We start from the raw sequence: 23,173 nt of genomic DNA, 5'->3' as shown, positions 1-23,173 counted from the left end.
CCGTCATCCTCGGATTCCAGTGTCAGCTGACAAGTTTGGCAGTGCTTGCTCCAGCCAACAAGCCATTTGGCTGTCTGCCGGCCAGTTGCGGATCAATCGTGCCCGATCTCTGGCCCAGGCCTGTTGCCAACTGGCCGGACGCTGGTGGGCCTGCATGGCATCCAGGTCGATCAGCCAGAAGCACCCCTCAGCCCAGAGGATATTGGTGCCTTTGCAATCCCCATGGGATATCTGGTGGCGCTGCAATTGCGTAAACAGGGCCAACAAGGCACTTTGCTGCTCCAGTGATGGCAGGCAGGAACCATCTGCCGGCACCAGCTCGCACAGATCCTGGCCAGGGCAAAAGGCAGTAACCAGCCAGGCTCGCCGGCGAAAGGGTCCGAAGCGGCTCTCAAGCATGGCCAGCGGCTCCGGTGTGGCGATATCCAGAAAGCGGAGGTGATGCCCGGCCAGCCAGGAATGCCAGGCCCGACTGGGGCGCCAGAAACGCCGTAACCAATGGGCCAGGCTCTTGATGTTATAGCGCTTTATCACCAGCTCGCGGTCTGCAAGGCTTACCCGGGTTACCGTACTGCTGCCACCATCCTTGAGTGCCGGAGGCTGTCGGGTAAAGGGCTCATCCGGCGCTGCCAGCAAGGTTGTCAGCGCTTTGCTGTCCTTGCGCTGGACCGACAGGAAACGCCACCAATTTTGCCGTACGCTGAACAGGGTACAGTCTCGTACTGCCTTGCCGAGGTAATCCCTGAGGCGCCAGGCGCGGCCACTGTCGATACTCTGCTGAATCTGTTCCGGGTTCAAGGCGCGTTCGCTGTTGAGGCTCAGGTAGTCAATCAGCATCAGCTCAACCTGCTCATCCCAGGCCGGCACCAATTGGGCAAAGAACAGGCCCAGGTTATGCGCCGCCTCGGCAGCAGTGATGGGTTCACCGGGACTGTGCTGCTGGATGGCATCGCCATCAATTATATAGAGATCATCCTGCCAACACAGAAAGTTACCCAGATGCAAATCGCTCTGGGTCAAACCATGGCGGTGCAGTTGAGCCAAAGCACGAAGCACCCGCTGCACAATGGCACGGGCATCCGGGTTGGCCGGGCTGGTATCGGGCAACGCCTGCCAGTTCTGCTGCAGACTCCGAGCCCCCTCAAGATAACGGGTTATCAGATAGAACCCCCCACCCGGCAAGGCACCACTGGCAAGCAGCTCGGGCGTTTGCAGCTGTTGCTCCCGCAGTGCTTTTACGCCGTTGAGCTCGCGCTGCCAATGCCGGCGCGCAGCGCTGGCGATAAACAACTTGACCAGCACTAGCTGCCCTTGCCACTCCCCGCAGCCAACCAACCGCTTGCCGGGCAAGATACGCAGCCACTGTGTAATCTGCAGCTCACTCCCGGCCTCCAATGGCACTGTCAAAGGTGTCGGCGGTTTGCGGCCATAGGCGACCAGTTGCCGGGTAACATTCACCGCCGTGACTCCTTGCGTTCCTGCATACGACGGATATCCCGCACCCAGCGCCGCGCCTCTGCGTTGACCCGCTCGCTTCCCAAATAAGCCAGCAAAAAACGCAGGCGCTGCGTGCGACTGAAAACAGGGCTACGCCGGTGCAGCGTGGTCAGTTCACTGACAAAATCACGCCGACCCAACCAAGCCGGGTGAGTTTTTTCCAGATCAATCAGTCGCGCACCGGCACCATCCTGATCCAGTTTCAGGAAAATATGCTTCAGATACAAACACTTGTGCACCAGGCCAGCATTATGCAGGGAGCGCACCAGAGCACCAACTGCCTGCAGCAAATCACGCCTGTCGGTCCACTTCAGCGTATTCCAGCTGGCGACCCAGTCCTCCGCATCCTGATAACCATCCAGCGCCCGGGTGAGCAGAACGGCTTGCTGATGCCCCGGCAATGCGCGCTGGGCAAAAAAAGCCGCTTCCAGTGCCGGCACCCCGGCTCTGGCATAGGCCTGTATATAGCGAAACTCGCGTGCAAAGGTCGGCTCACCAAAAGGCTTGCGCAGATTTCGCGTCAGATGATTATCCTGCCGCTTGAGAAAAAAATTGTGCTCCCGGCCGTACTCATCAGCCAGGGTAAGCCGATAGACACTGCTCCAGCCTCCGCGCTCGATGTTGGGGTCGTCCACCGCATCCAGTTGCAAAGACCAAAGTGCATCAAAGCTGTCCAGCCCATGCTGCTCAAGCAGCGCTCGGGCGTTGACTGCAATAAAAGGTTGGGCTGTCATTCACGTCCCTCGAAAAACCGCAGGATGCGGCGAATGATCCGCTTATCGGCAGTCCGCAATCGCGTTTGCCGCTGGTAGATCAGATAAAAACGTAACCGCTGGGTGCGGCTGAGCTGGTACTTGGCGATCTTGTCGAGGCAGGCAAGGTCCTTGATGACGCGATAGCCAAGAAACGGCTGCGGCCAGAAAGCCCCGGTCGGACAATCAATCAGGAACATCTCGCCACCGCGGGTGACCAGCACATTGCGCCACTTGAGATCGTTATGGGCAAAACCCTGATCATGCATCATGCGCGTGGCGTGGGCGAGCTGATAGCTTACTCTGGCAACCCACTGGCGATCAGCCAGGCAAGCATCCTGTTGACTCGCCAACCAGGCCAGATCCCGCGTATCGGCCAGCTCTTCAGTAATCAGCGCGCCACGGGAAAAAGCGCCGTTGTCACGCTCCAGCCCGAAACCTACCACAGTGGCTGCCGGAATACCCCAGGCCTGAAAATGCAGCAGGTTTTCCCATTCGGCCTGGACCCGGGGGCGCCCCAGATAGCGCCGCAGGTGTTTGCCCGCACCGGTATATCGCTTGACGTAATAGGTGCGCCCACCGATGTGTACCCGATGTACCTCACTCAGGGGATCACTGGTAATGAACTCCCCTTGCAAGGCAAACACTGTGTCCAGGTTGCTGAAGGCCTTGCCACTCTCGCCCGTTGTGTATTCGGGATTCAGGGTCCAACCAGTCATCCTTCGGCTCCAGGGGCGAAGCGGCGGAACCAGCGGTCAAGCAATTTGGCCGCACGACGCTCCAGCCAGGCCAACAGGCGAGCTTCCTGCTGCAGGGTCTGGCGCAATGGCTGATCGAAGTAAGCGCGCAGAAAGCGCAACTTGTCACGCCGGGTCAGGCCAATCTGCAAGGCGGAAAAATACAGGGCGGCCAGATCCTTGTTGCGCCAGCGGGCAGGCACGCGGTCACGAATCTGCGCCCGGTGCAGGTCGATAATCGACAGCCGGAAAGCGTCAGGCTGCGGCGCTGGCTCGGTATGCAGCAGAAAATGCACCAGATAACAGTCACGGTGATTGACCCCGGCGCGGTGCATGCGCCCGACCATCCCGGCGACCCGTTCGATCAGGGCATGCTTGAGAGCAACAGGCGGTGGCTGCTGCGGCCAGTCCCGGCAAAAGTCTTCCAGACTGATGGTCGGTGCCAGCTCTTCAGTGATGATAAACGAGTGGCGGGTGGCCGGGTTGCTGCCGCGCTGCCCATAGGCCACCGGGCGCATGGTGGCGACCCCGGCCTGTTCCAGCGCGGCAATCGCCAGCCATTCCTGCTCGGCCCCCAGCACCGGCTTTTTCAGCAGGCTGAGGTTCTTGATGATCTCGGTCCAGCCGATACCTCGATGAATCTTGACGAAATACCCTTGCCCTTCAACCTCGGTACGCAGTGTGCGCCGCCCTTCCAGGGCGCGAAATACCTCCCCTTCCAGTGCCTCGACAGCAACAAAAGGGTCCTGATCGGCCCACAGCCGATTGAAGGGTTCCTTGAGGATCAGCATAGCTGCAGACTCCCCGGCATCACTTGATCTCACCCAGAATCACATCGGCGGCCTTCTCCGGCATGCTGTAAAGATCATGACTGTCGGCAAAGGCCAGCGCATTCTGCTGCCAACGCTGGCGCTGATCATCGTCGCCGAGCATCTGCGCCAGTTGCGCGTTGAAAACGTTCTGTTTAAAGGGCTCCGGGGCGACCAGGCCGCAATCGGCATCCTGCACATAATGCGCGTAGCCACAGACTTCGGTCACCAACAGAGGCAAACCGGCGACCAGGGCTTCGAGCAGCACGGTGCCGGTGTTTTCCTGACGCGCCGGATGCAGCAGCACATCGCTGGCGAGCAGAAAATCCGGTACATCCTTGCGCCCACCGGGCATGAATACCTGCCCCGCTACCCCATGTTCACGGGCCAGAGCCTGCATGCTGCCCGGATCATCTGCCCCCAGGGCGACCAGGCGGGTGCGCCGGCGCAACGTTTCTGGCAGCGCGGCCAGCGCCTGAATGCTGCGATCCAGGCCTTTGCGGTGAAAATCCGAACCGATCTGCACCAGCAGCAAACCATCCGCCGGCAAGTCAAACTCGGCGCCCAGGCGTTGCCGGGCAGCCTGCCGCAGCTCGGCAGCATTGGCCGGTGCACGGCGATCCGGCGAAATGCCCGGCGGCAGAAGGTGAAAGCGCTCATCAGGCGTGCCGTAGTGCTGCTTGAACAACGCCATCTGGGTCGCCGAGATCATCATCAGTGCGGTGTGCCCGGCAGGATCGAATACGGCCCGCTCATAGGCGGAAAAATGCCGGTAACGCGGGCTGTAGCGGTACATGGGCTTGCGCAGGGTGCGCGCTTTTTCTTCATAACAGGGGTCGGCGGCGTAGTAGCTGTCCAGCCCCGGCATCTTGTTGAAACCGACGACACGATCGACCGGGCGGCGCTGCATATCCGCCTGCACCCAGCGGGTGAATTTGGCGTAACGGCGGTGATTGAACCAGGACTTGACCGGCACCATGACCAGTTCAAAACCTTCCGGCACCTCGCCCTCCCAGCTCAGGGTATAGACCCGGATCTGATGACCACGCGCCTGACAGACCTGGGCAATACGCACAAAATCGCGCTGCAAACCACCAAAGGGGAAATACTTGTAGAGCAGGAAAGCCAGTTGCATCAGGTTGCCTCAGACGCCAGCAAGGGTTGCAACCGCGCCATCACATGGGCGGGGTTGAGTCGGGTAAAGCATAGCGGTTGCTCGCGGGAAAGGTCGAATCGCGCCCGTTCATCCGCAGTCGGCTGGTAGTTGCACCGCTTGCGCAGACAGGGGGCGCAGGCAAAGTCGCTGGCCAGATGCTGTTGCCGGGCACCGTAGGCACCGGTAAAGCCGGGGTTGGTGGGGCCAAACAGCGACAGGGTCGGCACATCCAGCGCCGCCGCCAGATGCCCGAGACCGGTATCCACCGCGACACAGGCGCTGGCTCCGGCCAGCTCACGGGCAACACCGGCCAGGTTCAGCTTTGGCAGCACGCTGACCCCGGGCAGCTCGGCGGCTATACGCTGCGCCCGCGCCTGTTCCGTGGGATTACCCCAGGGCAAGCGCACTTGCCAGCCCTGCGCAACCACCCGTTCAGCCAACTGCCGCCAATAGAGCTCCGGCCAGTGCTTGGTGTCCCAGGTGGTGCCGTGCAAAAACACCAGGTAGGGCTCATTCTGAGCCGACAGGTTTCCTTGCTGAGGATTCAGGCCGTATTCACCCACGCTATCCGGTACCCGATAGCCCAGCGCCGCTGCAAACAGCTGGCGAAGTCGCTCAACCGCATGCTGACCCCAGGCCACGCTGTGCGGCTGGTCATAGAAACGGCTGGCAAAAGGCTCACGTGCCGAGGCGCGGTCCAGCCCGGCTACCGGACCCTGCGCATAGCGGGTCAACCAGGCACTTTTCAGCAAGCCCTGGGCATCAATGACCAGATCATAGGGGTGTGCGCCCAGGCGTTGTTTGCAAGCGCGCCATTCGCCACTTTTCCAGGTAGCCAGGGGCTGCTTGCGCCAGCGCCGAATCGCCACCGGTATGACCTCGGCCACGGCCGGATGCCAGCGCGGAATTTCGGCGAAGGCTTCTTCCACCACCCAGTCAAACTGGATACCGGGGATCGCCCTGGCCGCATCGGTCAATGCTGGCAAGGTATGAATCACATCGCCCAGGGAGGACGTCTTGATCAACAGTACCCGCATCCCTCAGAGATCCTGCGGGTCAGGCAAGGGGTCGCCGACCAGACGTTGCAAGGCAGCGATCACCTGAGCCGGTGGCAAGTCACGCAGGCAGTTGTAATGCCCGAAACGGCAGGTACGATCGAAGCAGGGGCTGCAATCCAGGCCCAGACGCACGGTTTCCACAGCATCGGCCAGTGGCGGAGTAAAACCCGGCGAGGTGGAACCGTAAACCGCCACCAACGGGCGTTCAAGCGCCGCCGCGACATGCATGAGACCGGAATCATTGCTGACCACCGCTGTTGCGGCTGACATCAAATCGATTGCTTCGGCCAGACTGGTTTCACCACTCAGGTTTATCGCTTCTTCACGCAGCCCGGGAATCAGTCGCTGGCGGATATCCTCGCCCACCGGATGATCATTCCTGGAGCCGAACAGCCAGACCTGCCAGCCCTGACGAATGCAGTGATCGGCCACCGCGGCATAGTGCTCGCTTGGCCAGCGCTTGGCTTCACCAAATTCGGCACCCGGGCACAGCGCCAACACCGGACGATCCAGCTCAAGCTCGAAGCGCACAAGCGCGGCATCACGGCTGGCAGGCTCAATCTGCAACTGTGGGCGGGGATAGGGCTGCGGCAAGCTGGCATCAGCCTCATAGGCCAAGGCCATAAAGCGCTCGATCATCAGCGGGTATGCTTGCTTGTCGAGCTTGCGGTGGTCATTCAGCAAACCGTAACGCATCTCGCCCAGCCAGCCGGTGCGCAAGGGAATACCTGCAAAGTAAGGCACCAGTGCGGACTTCAGCGAATTGGGCAACAAAATGGCCTGATCGTACTGACCGGCCAATGACTTGCCGATACGCCGCCGCTCGCGCAGGCCCAGTACACCATGCCCGAGCGGAAAACTCAGTGCCTGATTGACTTCGGGCATGCGCTCGAGAATCGGCCGACTCCAGTCCGGCGCCAACACATCGATGAGGCAATCAGCGCCATGGCGTTGCTTGAGGCAGACGAACAGCGTCTGCGCCATCACCATGTCGCCTACCCAGCTCGGACCGATAATCAATATCTTCATAAAAAGCCGCTTAAGGCCGAAGACTGAAGACTGAAACCGAAAGGCTGATGCCAAACGCGGAAGTCCAGCTTCCAGCGCCCAGTCTCAAACTTCCGGCCTCAAGCCTCTGGCCTTCAGCGGATTTCAGCCTACCAGCGTTCGCCATTCGGCATGTTCAGCAGTCTGACCGCTGACCAGGTCGAAGTAGGATTTTTGCAGCTTGGCCGTGATCGGGCCACGATGACCCGGGCCAATCTTGCGTCCATCCAGTTCCTGAATCGGCGTTACTTCGGCAGCCGTGCCGGTGAAGAAAGCCTCATCGGCGATATAGACTTCATCGCGGGTGATGCGTTTTTCGACCAGCTCCAACCCATGCTCTTTGGCCAGAGTCAGGATGGTGTTGCGGGTAATGCCATTCAGGCAGGCCGTCACTTCCGGGGTATAGATCACCCCGTTCTTGATGATGAAGATATTCTCGCCCGAGCCTTCCGCCACATAGCCTTCCGGATCCAGCAGCAGCGCCTCTTCGGCACCGGCAGAAATGGCTTCCTGCAGGGCCAGCATCGAGTTGATGTAATGTCCGTTGGCCTTGGCACGGGTCATGGAAATATTCACATGATGACGGGTAAAGGAGCTGGTGCGCACCTTGATGCCATTCTCCAGCGCTTCCTTGCCCATGTAGGCGCCCCAGTCCCAGGCGGCGATGATCACGTGGGTCTTCAGTCCGGTGGCGCGCAGGCCCATGCCTTCGGCTCCATAGAACACCATCGGACGCAGGTAGGCGCTTTTCAGGTTGTTCTCGCGTACTGCGGCACACTGGGCAGCATTCAACTCTTCCTTGCTGAACGGGATCTGCATATTCATGATCTTGGCAGAATCGAACAGGCGGTCAGTATGTGCCTCCAGGCGAAAGATGGCGGTGCCATCCGGCGTATCATAGGCACGCACACCTTCAAACACGCCCATACCGTAATGCAGGGTATGGGTCAGCACATGCACATTGGCCTCGCGCCAGGGCACCATTTCACCATCAAACCAGATAACACCTTCACGATCGGCCATCGACATAGCAGCCAGCTCCATCAATTGTCTTTAATCAATTAGTTGTGTTCTTGCCTGTGCCGTGCTGACTCCGCTGCCCGGCGTCCTTCAGGAACGATCGGGCAATATCTGCTGCCAGATGCGGATGACCCCCTGGCGGTAATCATGTAGTTGATCGCCACTCACTGAGCCCGGCTGCTTTTGCAAAGCCAGGCGGTGGGCTGCTGCGCGGTAGGCCTTGTAAGCCTCCTGCAATTGCTGGACATCGCTTGCGGCAATCAGGCCAGCGTCCCGCAGCCCATCAAGAATTCTGATGTTGTCGGTGTAGCGCAGTAATTCGGGGTGCCTGCACGACCAGGCCAGAACCGCATATTGCACCATAAATTCAATGTCGACGATACCTCCAGCATCATGCTTGAGGCTAAAGTTGTGTTCAGCGTCCCAGGCGCTGGCTGCGCGACCACCATCGGTTTTCTTGTTAGCCAGATTGACGCGCATTTTTTCACGCATTGACCGTACCTCTGTCGCCAATGCCGTGCCGTCCCGCTCGCGACCAAGCACTTCTCCCCGGAGGGCCTCGAACCCCTTCGCCAGACGCGGGCACCCACTCAGTACGCGCGCGCGGACCAGCGCCTGATGCTCCCAGGTCCAGGCTTCTTCACGCTGATAACGGGCAAAAGCCTGCAGTGACGTGACCAGCAAACCGGAATCGCCCGAGGGTCGCAGGCGCATGTCGACTTCATACAGCGCACCCGAGGTGGTGTTGGCATTGAGGATATGGATGATGCGCTGGCCCAGTCGGGTAAAGAAGCGACCGCCATCAATCGCCCGCTCGCCATCGGTCTCCGCACTGGTATCACCATCATGGATAAACACCAGATCCAGATCCGAACCATGTCCCAGCTCGATGCCGCCCACCTTGCCGTAACCGACAATAATGAAATCCAGCTCGCAGCGACTGCCATCCACCCGCTGCGGACGGCCATGACGCTGGACCATTTCACGCCAGGCCAGTTGCAACACCTGCTGCAAAATCGCCTCGGCAATCCAGGTCAGATAATCACTGACTTTCATCAACGGCAGGCTACCGGCAATTTCCGAGGCGGCTACGCGCAAGACGTGGGCGCGTTTGAAATAGCGCAACGCTTCCATCTGCTGCTCAAGATCATCTTCGGGAATGCGCAGTAGCTGTTGGCGCAGCTCGTCGGCCAGTTCCTGCGGCTCCGGTGGTCGATACAGACGGCCCGCATTGAGCAGTTCATCCAGTACCACCGGGAAGCGGGCAATCTGATCAGCAATCCATGGGCTGGCCGCGCACAGCACCAGGAGTTCGCGCAGGGCGCCGGGGTTTTCCGTCAACAACAGCAGGTAGGCTGAGCGCCGCGCTACCGCCTCCACCAGTGGCAACACCCGTTCCAGAGCCAGATCAGGATGCTCATGCTCACCCGCCATGGCCAGCAGGCGAGGCATGAAGACGTCCAGTCGATCGCGACCCAGACGCTGCATGGCCTTGACCCGACCCGAATGCAGCAAGTCATTGACCAGCTTCCAGGCCGCTGGGGCATCGGCAAAGCCGGCTTCAGCCAACTGCTCGGTGGCCTGCTCGGCATCCAGGGTGCCATCCCACAGCGGCTGCCAACGTTCATACGGCAGAGTCGGCTCATCATCCTCTTCGTCCGGATCGGCAATCACATGGGCAAAGTGGTGGGCTACACGCAGGCGCTGTTGCTCCAGGGCCGCATAGAATTCAGCCCAGCCGGCAAATCCCATGATCCAGCCTACCCGTGCCTGACTCTGGCTATCAATCGGCAACATCTGTGTTTGTCGATCATCCAGGGCCTGCAATGCATGCTCGGTATCGCGCAGAAACAGATAGGCGCCCTTGAGTTCATCAACTGCCACATCAGGCAGGTAGCCATTATTGGCCAGCATATCCAGCACGCTGAGAATCGGGCGTTGTTGCAGACTGCGATCACGCCCGCCATGAATCAACTGAAAAGCCTGACCGATGAACTCAATCTCGCGAATACCACCGGAACCCAGCTTGACGTTGTCCTGCAACCCTTTGCGCTGGACTTCGCGCTGGATCATCAGCTTCAGGCTGCGCAACGCCTCAATCGCAGCAAAATCCAGGTAGCGGCGGTAGACAAAGGGTTTGAGCATGGCCTGCAACTCCGCACCTGCCGCCTGATCACCGGCCACTACCCGCGCCTTGATCATCGCATAGCGTTCCCAGTCCCGCCCCTGGCTCTGGTAGTACTGCTCCAGTGCATCAAAGCTGAAAACCAGTGCTCCGCTATCACCATAGGGGCGCAGGCGCATATCGACGCGAAAGACGAAGCCGTCAACCGTCACTGCATCCAGTGCCTTGATCACTCGCTGACCAATACGGATGAAGAATTCCTGATTCGACAGACTGCGACGTCCGCCTTGTGTCTCACCGGCTTCGGGATAGGCAAAAATCAGGTCAATATCCGATGACAGGTTGAGTTCCTGGGCACCCAGCTTGCCCATACCGAGAATGACCATATGCTGAGGACTGCCGGTATCCTCTCCTACCGGCATGCCGATGCTGTCAGCAGCCTGCCGGTAATGCCACTGGTAGGCTTGTTCGATACTGGTGTCCGCCAGATCAGACAGCTCGCGGGTAGTCTCCATGGTTGCTGCCTGCCGGGTCAGGTCGCGCCAGATCAGGCGCACCTGATGCCGATTGCGGAAACGGCGCAAGACCTTGAGCAAGTCATCTTCGGTCGCCACCTCGGCCAACTCGGCACACAAACGTTCATTCAGTTCGCCCTGGCGCAGAGGACGCCATAGCAGCCCTTCAGCCGCTTCCAGGCGCCAGGCCATTTCAGGATCACGGCGCAACTGCTCGGCGACGAAATCACTACCGGCCAGTACCTGATCAAGACTCCGGTCAAAACGCTCATCCAGTTCTGCCAATCGGGGAACCAGACCAGCCTGCTCAACCGCTTGCAGCCATTGCTGTCGATGATGGGCAACCAGAGGTTGCAGCGAATCTGGAAGCGGAAATGGTGGCGTCATCGGCATGGTCTATCCTGTTTAACAACACAGTCAGCGGTTAATTATTGTGCTCACGCAGAGTGCCACGCCAAGAGACGTTTGGAAACATCGACCGGTAGAACGACTTGTAGCTTAACTACATAAAGCCCCTTTAAAGCATGGATAAAAAGCTCTTTATGTAGTAAAACTACAAGAATAATACACTACGCACGACAACCACCCTGCTGATCATTGCGCATAGCCCGCCAAGGATCAGTCAAGGCCCACAAGGTCTGGAGAGAATAATGAAGCACGACGATATCGACCCGCAGGAAACCCAGGAATGGCTCGACTCACTGGAGTCAGTACTGGAACAGGAAGGTGAAGAACGCGCCCACTACCTGATGACCCGCCTGGGCGAACTGGCCAGCCGCAGCGGCACCCCCCTGCCCTATGCCATCACGACGCCCTATCGCAACACCATCCCGGTTGCCAGGGAATCGCGCATGCCGGGGGACCTGTTCATGGAACGGCGCATTCGTTCCATGGTGCGCTGGAATGCACTGGCCATGGTCATGCGCACCAATCAGCAAGATCCCGACCTGGGTGGGCATATTTCCACCTTCGCCTCCAGCGCCACCCTGTACGACATCGGCTTCAACTATTTTTTCAAAGCGCCCACCGAGGAACATGGCGGTGATCTGGTGTTTTTCCAGGGCCATGCATCGCCCGGCATCTACGCCCGCGCCTTTCTGGAAGGACGCATCGATGAAGAGCAATTGAACAATTTCCGCCAGGAAACCGATGGCAACGGGCTTTCGTCCTACCCGCACCCCTGGTTGATGCCCGAGTTCTGGCAGTTCCCCACCGTATCCATGGGGCTGGGCCCGATCCAGGCCATCTATCAGGCGCGTTTCATGAAGTATCTGGAGCATCGCGGCCTGATCGAACCCGGCAAACAGAAAGTATGGTGCTTTGTCGGTGACGGTGAAACCGATGAGCCGGAAAGCCTCGGCGCGATTTCATTGGCTGGCCGCGAAAAACTCGACAACCTGATTTTCGTCATCAACTGCAACCTGCAGCGTCTGGACGGCCCGGTGCGCGGCAACGGCAAGATCATCCAGGAACTGGAAGGCAGCTTCCGCGGTGCCGACTGGAACGTGATCAAGGTGATCTGGGGACGCATGTGGGATCCACTGCTGGCCGAGGACCATGATGGCCTGCTGCAACAGCGTATGGAAGAAGCTGTCGATGGCGACTATCAGAACTACAAGGCCAAGGGCGGCGACTACGTTCGCAAGCACTTCTTCGGCACCCGGCCGGAACTGAAAGAGATGGTCAAGGACCTGACCGACGAGCAGATCTGGAAGCTCAACCGGGGCGGCCATGACCCCTACAAGGTCTATGCCGCTTACCATTCCGCAGTCAACCATGAAGGCCAGCCGACGGTCATTCTGGCCAAGACCATCAAGGGCTATGGCACTGGCGCCGGTGAAGCGCAAAACACCGCGCACAACACCAAAAAAGTCGATATCGACAGCCTGAAAAAATTCCGTGACCGCTTTGACATTCCGATCAAGGACAGCGAGCTGGAAAAGCTGCCCTTCTACAAGCCGGAAAAGGACAGCCCGGAATACAAGTATCTGCATTCACGGCGTGAAGCCCTGGGCGGCTATATGCCCCAGCGCCGCACCGAAAGCGTCAAGGTGCCGGTACCGCCGCTGGATACCCTCAAGGCGATTCTCGATGGTTCCGGCGACCGTGAAATCTCCACCACCATGGCCTTTGTGCGCATCATCTCGCAACTGGTCAAGGACAAGGAGCTGGGCCATCGCATCGTGCCCATCGTACCGGATGAGGCACGCACCTTTGGTATGGAAGGCATGTTCCGCCAACTGGGCATCTACTCCTCGGTGGGCCAGCTGTATGAGCCGGTCGACCGTGACCAGGTGATGTTCTACCGCGAGGACAAGAAGGGCCAGATTCTTGAGGAAGGCATCAACGAAGCCGGCGCCATGTCCAGCTGGATTGCGGCGGGCACCGCCTACAGCACGCATAACCAGCCGATGCTGCCCTTCTATATCTTCTACTCGATGTTTGGTTTCCAGCGCATTGGTGACCTCGCCTGGGCCGCCGGTGACAGCCGCGCCAAAGGCTTTCTGATTGGCGGCACGGCCGGGCGCACCACCCTGAACGGGGAAGGCCTGCAGCACCAGGACGGCCACAGCCACATCCTCGGCGGCACCATCCCCAATTGCCGCAGCTATGACCCGACCTATGGTTACGAGCTGGCGGTGATCATCCGCGAAGGCGCGCGGCGGATGATGGAAGAGCAGGAAAATGTCTACTATTACCTGACGGTGATGAACGAGTCCTACCAGCAACCCGCCATGCCCAAAACCAAAGGGCTGGAAGAACAGATCATGCGTGGCATGTATCTGCTCGACAAGGCCGGCAAGCCGGCAGCAAACCATGTGCAACTGATGGGCAGCGGCACTATTTTGCGCGAAGTGCGCGAGGCAGCGACGCTGCTGGCCGAAGAGCACGGCATTACTGCCGATATCTGGAGCGTGACCAGCTTCAACGAGCTGCGGCGTGACGGCCTGGAGGTGGAGCGCTGGAACCGCCTGCACCCGACCGGCAAACGCAAGAACAGCTATGTGGAAAGCCAGCTGGCCAAGGCCAAAGGGCCGGTCATTGCCGCCACCGACTATGTGAAACTCTATGCCGACCAGATTCGCCAGTGGGTGCCGGCCACCTACAAGGTATTGGGAACCGACGGTTTCGGACGCAGTGACTCGCGCAGCAAGCTGCGGCATTTCTTCGAAGTGGATCGCTACTGGATTGTCTGTGCTGCGCTCAGCGCGCTGGTGGAGGATGGCACCATCAAGCCCAAGGTGCTGGCCGATGCGCTCAAGGCGTACAAGCTGGACAGCAATAAACCCAACCCACTGGACAGCTGAGGAGCGACGGTATGAGTGAAGCCATCAAAGTACCCGACATCGGCGGCGGTGAGGGTGAAATCATCGAGATTCTGGTCAAGCAAGGCGACAGCATTGCCGCAGAAGATTCACTGCTGGTACTGGAATCCGACAAGGCCAGCATGGAGGTGCCCAGCCCCAAGGCTGGCGTGGTTAAAAGCATCAAGGTCAAGATCGGTGACACCCTCAAGGAGGGTGATGTCATGATCGAGCTGGAAGCAGAAGCCGACAAGGACGACAGCGCGAGCGATGCAGACGAGGATGACACCGAGGACAAGCAAGCCTCGTCAGACAACAAAGATCAGGACACGGACAAAGACGCAGAAAAAAACCAGAAAGCCGACAATAAGCCTGAGAAATCGAAAAAACAAAGCGCTTCCAAAAGCACTTCTGACAAAGAAAAAACACAGGAACAAGCGATCAAGATTCCCGACCTCGGTGGCGACAGCGCCAGGGTGATCGAAATCCTGGTCAAGGAGGGCGACGAAATCCAGGCCGAAGACTCAGTGATCGTACTCGAGTCCGACAAGGCCAGTATGGAGATTCCCTCGCCACAGGCCGGGGTGGTCAAATCCATTGATCTCAAGCTGGAGCAGGAAGTCAAAACCGGCGATGCCATGCTGACGTTAAGCACCAGCGCCGGGGCGGATGACGCTGATGACGCAGGGGAAGACACCGGCGACACCTCGGACGACGACCAGGCAGAGACAGCGGAAAATAAAGACGACCAGCCGGAACGCAAGGCATCCAGTGACAGTAGTAAAGACAAGTCCGCGGATGACCGCGACGACAGCACCCCACCACCGGTTGGTGGCCCAAGCCGCGAAGGCACCAAGGTGCATGCCGGCCCGGCGGTGCGCAAAATGGCACGGGAACTCGGCGTTGACTTGCCCGAGGTCAAACCCAGCGGCCCGCGCGAGCGCATTCTCAAGGAAGATGTCGACGGCTACGTCAAAACCGTGATGCAGCAGCGCAAGCAGGCCGGTCCAGCCAAGAGCGGAATACCTCCAGTACCCGAAATCGACTTCAGTCGCTTTGGCGAAACCGAGGAAAAACCATTGACACGGATGCAACAGGTCGGCGCTGCCAACCTGCACCGCAGCTGGCTGAATGTGCCCCATGTGACCCAGTTTGATCTGGCCGACATGACCGAACTGGAGGCCTTCCGCAAAGCGCAGAAAACCGCTGCCGAGAAAGCCGGCGTCAAACTGACGCTACTGCCCTTCCTGCTCAAGGCCTGCGCTCATTTGCTGCGCGAAATGCCGGATTTCAATGCCTCCTTGAGCCCGGACGGCAAGGCGCTGATCCAGAAAAAATACGTGCACCTGGGCTTTGCCGTGGACACGCCGGATGGCCTGCTGGTACCGGTGATTCGCGATGTCGATCGCAAGAGCCTGCTGGATCTGGCCGGGGAAGCTGCCGAACTGGCCGACAAGGCACGCAACAAGAAACTCGGCAGCAAGGATATGCAGGGCGCCTGCTTTACCATCTCCAGCCTGGGGCATATTGGCGGCACCTACTTCACCCCCATTGTGAACAGCCCCGAGGTGGCGATTCTTGGCGTCTCCAAGGCAAGCATGCAGCCGGTATGGGATGGCGACAGTTTCCAGCCACGGCTGATGTTGCCGCTGTCACTGTCCTACGATCATCGTGCGATCAATGGCGCAGCGGCCGCCCAGTTCACCCGCAGATTGGGTGAATTGCTGGCAGACATTCGCTCGATGCTGCTGTAAACGAAAAGGCCGTATTCCTGGCGGAATACGGCCTTTTGTCAGTACCGGTCAATCAGCTGGAAAAGTTCAGCTCGTCGTCAACGATGCTTGCCTTGATGGTTGTCCCCGGGGCGAAGTCACCAGCCAGAATACGCTGTGCCAACGGGTTCTCGATCCAGCGCTGGATGGCCCGCTTGAGCGGACGCGCCCCATACACCGGGTCGTAGCCGACGGCAACCAGCTTGTCGATAGCCGGCTGCTCCAGTTCCAGGGTCAGATCGCGTTCAGCCAGACGCTGACGCAGTCGATCAATCTGGATACTGGCAATCCCGGCAATCTGTTCCCGCGCCAGCGAATCAAACACCACAACCTCATCGATGCGGTTGACGAATTCCGGACGGAAGTGCTGGCCGACCGCATCCATCACCGCCGCACGCTGGGCTTCAGCATCGCCGCTCAGCTCCTGAATCTGCGCTGACCCCAGGTTCGAGGTCATCACCACCACCGCATTACGGAAATCCACGGTACGGCCCTGACTATCGGTCAGGCGACCATCTTCCAGCACCTGCAACAAGACATTGAACACATCCGGGTGCGCCTTCTCGACCTCATCGAGCAGAATTACCGAGTAAGGCTTGCGCCGCACTGCCTCGGTCAGGTAACCACCCTCTTCATAACCGACATAGCCGGGTGGGGCACCGATCAAGCGAGCCACCGAGTGTTTCTCCATGAATTCCGACATGTCGATGCGCACCATGGCCTCTTCAGTATCAAAGAGAAATTCCGCCAGCGCCTTGCACAGCTCGGTCTTGCCCACCCCGGTCGGGCCGAGGAACAGGAAAGACCCGCTGGGCCGATTGGGATCGCTCAAGCCGGCACGCGAACGGCGTACCGCATTGGACACCGCGACCACAGCTTCATGCTGGCCGATGACCCGCTTGTGCAGGGCATCTTCCATGCGCAACAACTTGTCGCGCTCACCTTCCAGCATCTTGCTGACCGGAATCCCGGTCCACTTGGAGACCACTTCGGCGATCTCCTCGTCAGTTACCTTGCTGCGCAGCAGCTGGTTCTCACCTTTGCTGTGCTGCTCCGCCATCTGCTGGCTACGCTCCAGATCCGGTATAACCCCGTACTGCAGCTCCGCCATGCGGTTGAGGTCACTTTTGCGCCGGGCGTTCTCCAGCTCCTGCTTGGCCTGCTCGATCTTTTCCTGGATTTGCGCACTGCCCTGCACATCGGCCTTCTCCGCCTTCCAGATTTCCTCCAGATCAGCGTACTCGCGCTCCAGTTTGACGATATCTTCTTTGAGTTTTTCCAGGCGCTTCAGCGCTGCGTCGTCATCTTCTTTCTTCAACGCCTCACGCTCAACCTTGAGCTGAATCAGGCGACGTTCCAGGCGGTCAAGCGCCTCCGGCTTGGAATCGATTTCCATGCGGATGCGGCTGGCTGCTTCATCAATCAGGTCAATCGCCTTGTCCGGCAACTGGCGGTCAGTAATGTAACGGTGGCTGAGTTTGGCCGCCGCGATAATAGCGCCGTCGGTGATGGCAACCTTGTGATGCACCTCATAGCGCTCTTTCAACCCGCGCAGAATGGCGATGGTATCTTCTTCATTCGGTTCATCAACCAGCACTTTCTGGAAGCGCCGCTCCAGCGCGGCATCCTTCTCGATGTACTGCCGGTATTCATCCAGTGTGGTGGCACCGACACAATGCAGCTCACCGCGGGCCAGCGCCGGCTTGAGCATATTGCCGGCATCCATGGAGCCTTCCGCCTTGCCGGCACCGACCATGGTATGCAGTTCGTCAATAAACAGGATGATTCGGCCTTCCTGTTTGTCCAGTTCATTGAGGACGGCCTTCAGGCGCTCCTCGAACTCGCCACGAAATTTGGCACCGGCAATCAGCGCCCCCATATCCAGCGCCAACAGACGCTTGTCTTTCAGCCCATCAGGCACCTCGCCATTGACAATGCGTTGCGCCAGACCTTCGACGATCGCGGTCTTGCCGACGCCGGGCTCACCAATCAGCACCGGGTTGTTCTTGGTGCGACGCTGCAATACCTGAACGGTGCGCCGGATTTCGTCATCGCGGCCGATCACCGGATCGAGTTTGCCCTCCTCCGCCCGCTTGGTCATATCGACGCAGTATTTATCCAGCGCCTGACGGGACTCTTCGGCATTCGGGTCATTGACCGCTTCGCCGCCACGCAGGTTATTGACCGCGTTTTCCAGCGCCTTCTTGCTCACACCCTGGCCGAGCAGAATCTTGCCCAACGGCGTGTTGTCGTCCAGTGCTGCCAGTAGCACCAGTTCGCTGGAAATGAATTGATCACCGCGCTTCTGTGCAAGCCCATCAGCCTTGTTCAACAGGCGCGCCAGATCCTGTGAAAGATTCACATCGCCCGTCGGGTTGCTGATGGTGGGTAGTTTGTCGACTACCGTGGTGAGCTCATGACGCAGGGTCTGAACGTCAAACCCGGTCTGCATCAACAGGGATTTGATGGAGCCTTGCTGCTGCTCGAGCAATGCGAGCAGCAGATGAACCGGCTCAATCTGGTTATGGTCGCGGCCAACCGCCATCGACTGGGCATCAGCCAGGGCGGTCTGCAACTTGCTGGTGAAACGGTCAATACGCATGGTCACTGTCCTATCTGTTGGCCAGCCAGAAGCCGGCAGCATTCATCATATGCTTAATAGATAGGGTTGATTATTGCCGTTTCAAGGGGCTGACACTTGATCAGGGTCAATTATTTGTCGCTTCTTCCCAACCGACTCAATCGGCGTCAGCCAGCCAGATCAGTGAAGCCATGCGCCCGGTGTCGCCATCACGGCGATAGGAATAGAAACGCTGCGGGTCACTCACAGTGCACAAGTCACCACCATAAATATGTTCGACCCCGGCAGCCTTGAGACGCATCCGTGCCAACTGATAAATATTGGCCAGGTACTTGCCCGCCTGCCCGGTTTCCTCGAATGCCTGCCAGGCGCTGTCATCCTGACGAACAAACGCCTCGACCACATCCTCACCGACTTCGAAAGCCTGCGGACCAATCGCCGGACCCAGCCAGGCAAGCACCTGATTGCCGGGAACTTCCAGCGCCGCCAGGGTATTTTCCACCACCCCGTCAGCCAGCCCGCGCCAGCCCGCATGCGCTGCAGCCACCCGATCGGCAGCAAAGGTAGTCAGCAACACCGGCAGACAGTCGGCAGTCAGCACCGCACAGGCAATACCTGGTGTGTCCGTCCAACTGGCATCGGCGTCGACGTCCTGACCCGGATCCGCAGCTACCACCCGGGTGCTGTGACTTTGTTGCAGCCATGCCGGCTGGCAATCCAGAGCCTGCTGCAACTGTGTCCGATTGGCCGCTACCATCTCGGCATCATCCCCCACGTGCGCAGCCATATTGAAGCTGTCCCAGGGTGCCTGGCTGTTCCCACCGATCCGCGTGGTAATACAGGTACGCACCCGAGGCAAAGCCGGCCAGCGGGCAGTCAGGCAATTGCTCAGCAATTCAGTCATGCAGCTCTCCTGCATCTTCTTCCAGCAGCGCCAGCAGGTGCTGCATGTCCGCCGGACGCGGCACCTGCCAATGCAGCAAGCGACCATCATCCGGATGTTCCAGTTCCAGCCGCCGGGCATGCAGGGCCTGACGCGGGAATTCACGCAACTCGCGCAGCAATTCAGGGCTGGCACCCGGGGGGATGCGCATGCGCCCGCCATATACCGGGTCACCCACCAGAGGATAGTGGATATACGCCATATGCACCCGGATTTGATGGGTGCGGCCAGTTTCCAGCTTGACCTTGACATGGGTATGCGCGCGATAGCGCTGAATCACCCGATAATGACTGATCGCTTCCTTGCCGCCAGCCACCACTGCCATTTTCTGCCGATTGACGCCATGCCGGGCAATCGGCTCATCGACCTTGCCGCCAGCGGTCATCACCCCGACCACCACACACTCGTATTCACGACTGACGGTGCGTGCCTGCATCTGATTGACCAGTGCCGTCTGGGCTTCCAGGGTCTTGGCCACGACCATCAGGCCTGTGGTGTCCTTGTCCAGTCGATGCACAATACCGGCCCTCGGGACGGTTTTCAGGGAGGGCACATGATGCAGCAGCGCATTCAGCAAGGTACCGTCATGGTGCCCGGCAGCCGGATGCACGACCAGACCGGCGGGCTTGTTGATCACCAGCAAAGCGTCATCTTCATAGACGATATCCAGCGCGATGGCTTCCGCCTGCCAGTCGCCCTGCACTTCGCGCTCGGCATCCAGCACCAGCTCCTCACCACCAAAAACGGCATCACGCGGACGCAGCTGGCGGCCATCAACGGTCAGTTCACCCGACTTGATCCAGTTCTGCAGACGAGAGCGTGAGTGGTCGGGGAACAACTGGGCGGCAACCTGGTCAAGACGCTGACCGCCCTGTTGCGGGCTGACCTGGGCGGACAAGCGGATACGTTCGGACATGCAGACTCGCTGAAGTGTGGCAGGCTGGGGCAGACATGAATCCCTTTTGGTTTCGGGCCTGCGCTGTGGTTAAATACGGCTTCGTTGCATGCTGCTGGTCCAACCAACAGCAATAAACTGCGCCAACTATAACAGGACGGCCCCGCGCGCAACAGACAAGGCCTCCCACTGGATAACGTACTATGCCAATGAAACACATTCTGCTGATCGCCCTCATGGTCCTGCTCACCGCATGTGCCTCGAACCGTGGGGTTATCGATGAGTCATTGAGTGAAAGCGAGCTTTACCAGCAGGCGCAACAGGACCTGGAAAGCCGCAATTACGCCGCTGCCATTGAAAAGTTGCAAGCTCTTGAATCGCGTTATCCTTTTGGCCGCTATGCACAACAAGCCCAACTGGAACTGATTTACGCCTATTACCAGAACATCGAGCCGGAAGCGTCCCGCGCCGCCGCTGAGCGCTTTATTCGCTTGCACCCACAACATCCGAATGCGGATTACGCCTATTACATTCGCGGGATGGCATCATTTACCCGGGATCAGGGTGTGTTCGAGCGCTTCCTGCCACTGGATATGACGCGCCGCGATCCGGGTGGTGCGCGCGACTCCTTCAATGAATTTGCCCAACTGGTCAGCCGCTATCCGGATAGCCGATACGCACCCGATGCGCGCTTGCGCATGGTCTATCTGCGCAACCTGCTGGCCGCCTATGATGCCCATGTCGGTCATTTCTACCTCAAACGGGGTGCCTATGTTGCTGCCGCCAATCGTGGCCGCTACATCGTCGAGAACTTTCAGCAGACCCCGTCCGTCAGTGATGGTCTTGCGCTGATGGTCGAAGCCTACCAACGCCTGGCACTGAACGATCTGGCTGATGCCGCGCTGTTGACCTTGCAGAGCAACTACCCTGAACACCCCAGCCTGAACAATGGCGAGTTCCGTCATCATGTAGAACCACGCCAGCGCCAAGCCGGCTGGGTGGAGAGCATGACCGTAGGCGCTCTGGACAAATTGTTGACCCCGCCCACGGTAGCCGAGGGCTCAATGATGGACCGCGAGATGCAACGCCAGTACAACGATGCAGTTGCCAGTCTTCCGCGTGAAATCCGCGTTCCACAGCAACCGCAGCGCAGTTGGTGGAGCCGCCTGACCTTCGGCTTGCTGGATTGAGCTCAAACAAGTAATAAAAAAACCGGCCTTGGCCGGTTTTTTTATTGCTAGTCTTCCATTCGCCACCCGGAAGTAATCGGATAACGCCGGTCACGACCAAAGCCGCGCTGGGTAATCCGCGGGCCAACCGCGGCCTGCCGACGCTTGTATTCATTGATATCTACCAGCCGCAACACCCGTTTGACCGTATCGGCATCAAAGCCGGCGGCAATGATTGCGGTGGCCGACAAATCGTGCTCGATATACAGCCGAAGAATTTCGTCCAGCTCCGGATAACCCGGCAGTGAATCCTCATCCTTCTGATCCGGCGCCAGCTCTGCACTCGGCGGGCGATCGATTACCCGCTGCGGGATCACCTGCCCCTGGCGGTTGCGGTATTCCGCCAGCTTGAACACCAGTACCTTGGGCACATCCTTGAGCACATCAAAGCCGCCAGCCATATCACCGTACAAGGTGGCATAACCGACCGCCATTTCACTCTTGTTGCCGGTGGTCAGGACCAGCGCCCCTGTCTTGTTCGACAATGCCATCAACAGGGTTCCTCGACAGCGGGCCTGCAGATTCTCTTCTGTGGTATCTCGTGGCAGGCCCTCAAACATTGGCGCCAGGCTCTGCATAAAGGCGTCTACCATGGGGGCGATCGGCACCACATGATAGGCAACATGCATGGCTTTGGCCTGGGCTTCGGCATCTTCAAGACTCATACTGGACGTGTAGTGATAAGGCATCATTACCGCCTCTACCCGCTCTGGCCCCAGCGCATCGGCAGCAACGGCCAGGCTCAACGCCGAATCGATACCGCCGGACAACCCGAGCACTACGCGCTTGAAACCATTCTTGTTGACATAATCGCGCACACCGGTGACCAGCGCCTGATAAACGCTGGATTCCAGTTCGGGCAAGGCAGCAACACTGCCCTGGCGCAACAACACCTGCTGCCCGGTATGTGTAACATCCACCGGATACAGGCCTTCGACATAGGCCGGCGCCCGCAACGCAAGGTCACCCTGTGCACCCATTGCCACCGAACCACCGTCAAATACCAGCTCGTCCTGCCCACCGACCTGATTGACATAGATAATCGGCATACCGCTTTCGGCGCAACGCTCAGCCAATACCGCTTCGCGCTCAGCCTGTTTATCCATGTGAAAAGGTGACGCATTCAGGTTCAACATCAGGCGTGCACCCGCCGCTTTGGCCTGGGCCATGGGTCCTGGATGCCAGATGTCTTCGCAGATAGTCAAAGCGACAGGCAAGCCATCGATCTCCAGCACGCAGGGGCTGTTGCCGGCGGCAAAATAACGCTTTTCGTCGAATACCTTGTAATTGGGCAGCTCTTGCTTGGCGTAAGTCGCCAGCACCTGGCCATCAGCAATGATTGCAGCCTGATTGAAGCACAGCTCGCCTTCGCGCCAGGGGTAGCCCACCACCATGTAAATGCCCTGCACTTCATTGCACAATCGGTTCAGCGCGGCTTCTATGCGCGCCTGCATGCTTGAGCGCAGCAGCAAATCTTCCGGCGGATAACCGCACAGACTTAACTCGGGAAAGACCACTACCCGGGCATCAAGCTCATCGCGGGCATGCACAGCCATGTCAACAATGCGCTGTACATTGCCCTGAACGTCCCCTACCCGCAGGTTGAGCTGGGCCATTACCACACGCAAACTGGCGCTCATCAATCATCTCCATCAAGGTCATTGCCACTATTGTCCGGCAAGCGCGCTGGCGGGGCAATCGTCTGCTGGTTAAGCGCCCTGCTTGCAGGCTA

At 59.1% G+C, this 23,173-nt stretch carries 16 protein-coding genes; 3 read left to right on the top strand and 13 right to left on the bottom strand.

Annotation, left to right across the window (positions count from 1 at the left end):
* Window positions 1-3: 3 nt before the first annotated feature.
* The 9 genes from BLU07_RS03415 to glnE form a co-directional block, all read right to left on the bottom strand.
* Window positions 4-1,458 carry a lipopolysaccharide kinase InaA family protein gene (locus BLU07_RS03415; RefSeq protein ID WP_092384177.1) on the bottom strand — a complete coding sequence of 485 codons (1,455 nt, stop codon included), beginning with the start codon at window positions 1,456-1,458 and terminating at the stop codon, window positions 4-6.
* Window positions 1,455-2,231: a lipopolysaccharide kinase InaA family protein gene (locus BLU07_RS03410; protein WP_092384175.1), complete on the bottom strand. Its 777-nt coding sequence runs from the start codon at window positions 2,229-2,231 to the stop codon at window positions 1,455-1,457. The genes BLU07_RS03415 and BLU07_RS03410 overlap by 4 nt, the downstream gene beginning before the upstream one ends.
* Window positions 2,228-2,968, bottom strand: coding sequence for a lipopolysaccharide kinase InaA family protein (locus BLU07_RS03405; protein WP_092384173.1), 741 nt, complete (start codon window positions 2,966-2,968; stop codon window positions 2,228-2,230). The genes BLU07_RS03410 and BLU07_RS03405 overlap by 4 nt, the downstream gene beginning before the upstream one ends.
* Window positions 2,965-3,777, bottom strand: coding sequence for a lipopolysaccharide core heptose(I) kinase RfaP (gene rfaP / locus BLU07_RS03400; RefSeq protein ID WP_092384171.1), 813 nt, complete (start codon window positions 3,775-3,777; stop codon window positions 2,965-2,967). The genes BLU07_RS03405 and rfaP overlap by 4 nt, the downstream gene beginning before the upstream one ends.
* Window positions 3,778-3,796: 19 nt before the next feature.
* On the bottom strand, window positions 3,797-4,930 hold the full coding sequence (locus tag BLU07_RS03395; protein ID WP_092384169.1) for a glycosyltransferase family 4 protein: 1,134 nt from the start codon (window positions 4,928-4,930) through the stop codon (window positions 3,797-3,799).
* The gene (gene waaC, locus BLU07_RS03390) at window positions 4,930-5,988 is read right to left on the bottom strand and encodes a lipopolysaccharide heptosyltransferase I (protein WP_092384167.1); all 1,059 of its coding nucleotides are present in this window, start codon (window positions 5,986-5,988) and stop codon (window positions 4,930-4,932) included. Before waaC ends, BLU07_RS03395 begins: the two co-directional genes overlap by 1 nt.
* A gap of 3 nt (window positions 5,989-5,991) precedes the next feature.
* Window positions 5,992-7,038, bottom strand: coding sequence for a lipopolysaccharide heptosyltransferase II (gene waaF, locus BLU07_RS03385; protein ID WP_092384165.1), 1,047 nt, complete (start codon window positions 7,036-7,038; stop codon window positions 5,992-5,994).
* A gap of 123 nt (window positions 7,039-7,161) precedes the next feature.
* The gene (locus BLU07_RS03380) at window positions 7,162-8,085 is read right to left on the bottom strand and encodes a branched-chain amino acid transaminase (RefSeq protein WP_092384163.1); all 924 of its coding nucleotides are present in this window, start codon (window positions 8,083-8,085) and stop codon (window positions 7,162-7,164) included.
* An 81-nt stretch (window positions 8,086-8,166) separates the two neighbouring features.
* Complete coding sequence (glnE, locus tag BLU07_RS03375) at window positions 8,167-11,109, bottom strand: bifunctional [glutamate--ammonia ligase]-adenylyl-L-tyrosine phosphorylase/[glutamate--ammonia-ligase] adenylyltransferase (RefSeq protein ID WP_092384161.1); 2,943 nt, start codon at window positions 11,107-11,109, stop codon at window positions 8,167-8,169.
* 257 nt (window positions 11,110-11,366) lie between these two features.
* Between glnE and aceE the strand changes: the two genes are divergently transcribed.
* On the top strand, window positions 11,367-14,024 hold the full coding sequence (gene aceE / locus BLU07_RS03370; protein WP_092384159.1) for a pyruvate dehydrogenase (acetyl-transferring), homodimeric type: 2,658 nt from the start codon (window positions 11,367-11,369) through the stop codon (window positions 14,022-14,024).
* A gap of 11 nt (window positions 14,025-14,035) precedes the next feature.
* Window positions 14,036-15,775, top strand: a complete 1,740-nt coding sequence (gene aceF, locus BLU07_RS03365; protein WP_092384157.1) for a dihydrolipoyllysine-residue acetyltransferase — start codon at window positions 14,036-14,038, stop codon at window positions 15,773-15,775.
* 52 nt (window positions 15,776-15,827) lie between these two features.
* Here aceF and clpB read toward each other — a convergent pair whose 3' ends face one another.
* From clpB to rluD, 3 genes are all read right to left on the bottom strand, one after another.
* Window positions 15,828-18,395, bottom strand: a complete 2,568-nt coding sequence (gene clpB / locus BLU07_RS03360; RefSeq protein ID WP_092384155.1) for an ATP-dependent chaperone ClpB — start codon at window positions 18,393-18,395, stop codon at window positions 15,828-15,830.
* Window positions 18,396-18,531: 136 nt separating this feature from the next.
* Window positions 18,532-19,278 carry a peptidoglycan editing factor PgeF gene (gene pgeF / locus BLU07_RS03355; RefSeq protein WP_092384153.1) on the bottom strand — a complete coding sequence of 249 codons (747 nt, stop codon included), beginning with the start codon at window positions 19,276-19,278 and terminating at the stop codon, window positions 18,532-18,534.
* Window positions 19,271-20,233, bottom strand: a complete 963-nt coding sequence (rluD, locus tag BLU07_RS03350; protein ID WP_092384151.1) for a 23S rRNA pseudouridine(1911/1915/1917) synthase RluD — start codon at window positions 20,231-20,233, stop codon at window positions 19,271-19,273. Before rluD ends, pgeF begins: the two co-directional genes overlap by 8 nt.
* A 182-nt stretch (window positions 20,234-20,415) precedes the next feature.
* On the opposite strand from rluD, the gene BLU07_RS03345 reads away from it, so the two are divergent.
* The gene (locus tag BLU07_RS03345; protein WP_092384149.1) at window positions 20,416-21,402 is read left to right on the top strand and encodes an outer membrane protein assembly factor BamD; all 987 of its coding nucleotides are present in this window, start codon (window positions 20,416-20,418) and stop codon (window positions 21,400-21,402) included.
* A gap of 47 nt (window positions 21,403-21,449) precedes the next feature.
* Here the strand turns inward: BLU07_RS03345 and BLU07_RS03340 are convergent, their stop codons facing one another.
* The gene (locus BLU07_RS03340; protein WP_092384147.1) at window positions 21,450-23,081 is read right to left on the bottom strand and encodes an NAD+ synthase; all 1,632 of its coding nucleotides are present in this window, start codon (window positions 23,079-23,081) and stop codon (window positions 21,450-21,452) included.
* Between the last annotated feature and the right edge of the window lie 92 nt (window positions 23,082-23,173).

Origin of the sequence: Halopseudomonas salegens (genome assembly GCF_900105655.1) — a bacterium.
Taxonomy (GTDB): Bacteria; Pseudomonadota; Gammaproteobacteria; order Pseudomonadales; family Pseudomonadaceae; genus Halopseudomonas; species Halopseudomonas salegens.
Note: the sequence above shows the minus strand (reverse complement) of the source record. Positions and strands in the feature narration are given on the sequence as shown.

Bases quoted from the DNA above. Each gene is read 5' to 3' on its own strand.
- BLU07_RS03410 (WP_092384175.1), bottom strand. From the start codon at position 2,231: ATGACAGCCCAACCTTTTATTGCAGTCAACGCCCGAGCGCTGCTTGAG.
- BLU07_RS03405 (WP_092384173.1), bottom strand. From the start codon at position 2,968: ATGACTGGTTGGACCCTGAATCCCGAATACACAACGGGCGAGAGTGGC.
- rfaP (WP_092384171.1), bottom strand. From the start codon at position 3,777: ATGCTGATCCTCAAGGAACCCTTCAATCGGCTGTGGGCCGATCAGGAC.
- BLU07_RS03395 (WP_092384169.1), bottom strand. From the start codon at position 4,930: ATGCAACTGGCTTTCCTGCTCTACAAGTATTTCCCCTTTGGTGGTTTG.
- waaC (WP_092384167.1), bottom strand. From the start codon at position 5,988: ATGCGGGTACTGTTGATCAAGACGTCCTCCCTGGGCGATGTGATTCAT.
- waaF (WP_092384165.1), bottom strand. From the start codon at position 7,038: ATGAAGATATTGATTATCGGTCCGAGCTGGGTAGGCGACATGGTGATG.
- BLU07_RS03380 (WP_092384163.1), bottom strand. From the start codon at position 8,085: ATGTCGATGGCCGATCGTGAAGGTGTTATCTGGTTTGATGGTGAAATG.
- glnE (WP_092384161.1), bottom strand. From the start codon at position 11,109: ATGCCGATGACGCCACCATTTCCGCTTCCAGATTCGCTGCAACCTCTG.
- aceE (WP_092384159.1), top strand. From the start codon at position 11,367: ATGAAGCACGACGATATCGACCCGCAGGAAACCCAGGAATGGCTCGAC.
- aceF (WP_092384157.1), top strand. From the start codon at position 14,036: ATGAGTGAAGCCATCAAAGTACCCGACATCGGCGGCGGTGAGGGTGAA.
- clpB (WP_092384155.1), bottom strand. From the start codon at position 18,395: ATGCGTATTGACCGTTTCACCAGCAAGTTGCAGACCGCCCTGGCTGAT.
- pgeF (WP_092384153.1), bottom strand. From the start codon at position 19,278: ATGACTGAATTGCTGAGCAATTGCCTGACTGCCCGCTGGCCGGCTTTG.
- rluD (WP_092384151.1), bottom strand. From the start codon at position 20,233: ATGTCCGAACGTATCCGCTTGTCCGCCCAGGTCAGCCCGCAACAGGGC.
- BLU07_RS03345 (WP_092384149.1), top strand. From the start codon at position 20,416: ATGCCAATGAAACACATTCTGCTGATCGCCCTCATGGTCCTGCTCACC.
- BLU07_RS03340 (WP_092384147.1), bottom strand. From the start codon at position 23,081: ATGAGCGCCAGTTTGCGTGTGGTAATGGCCCAGCTCAACCTGCGGGTA.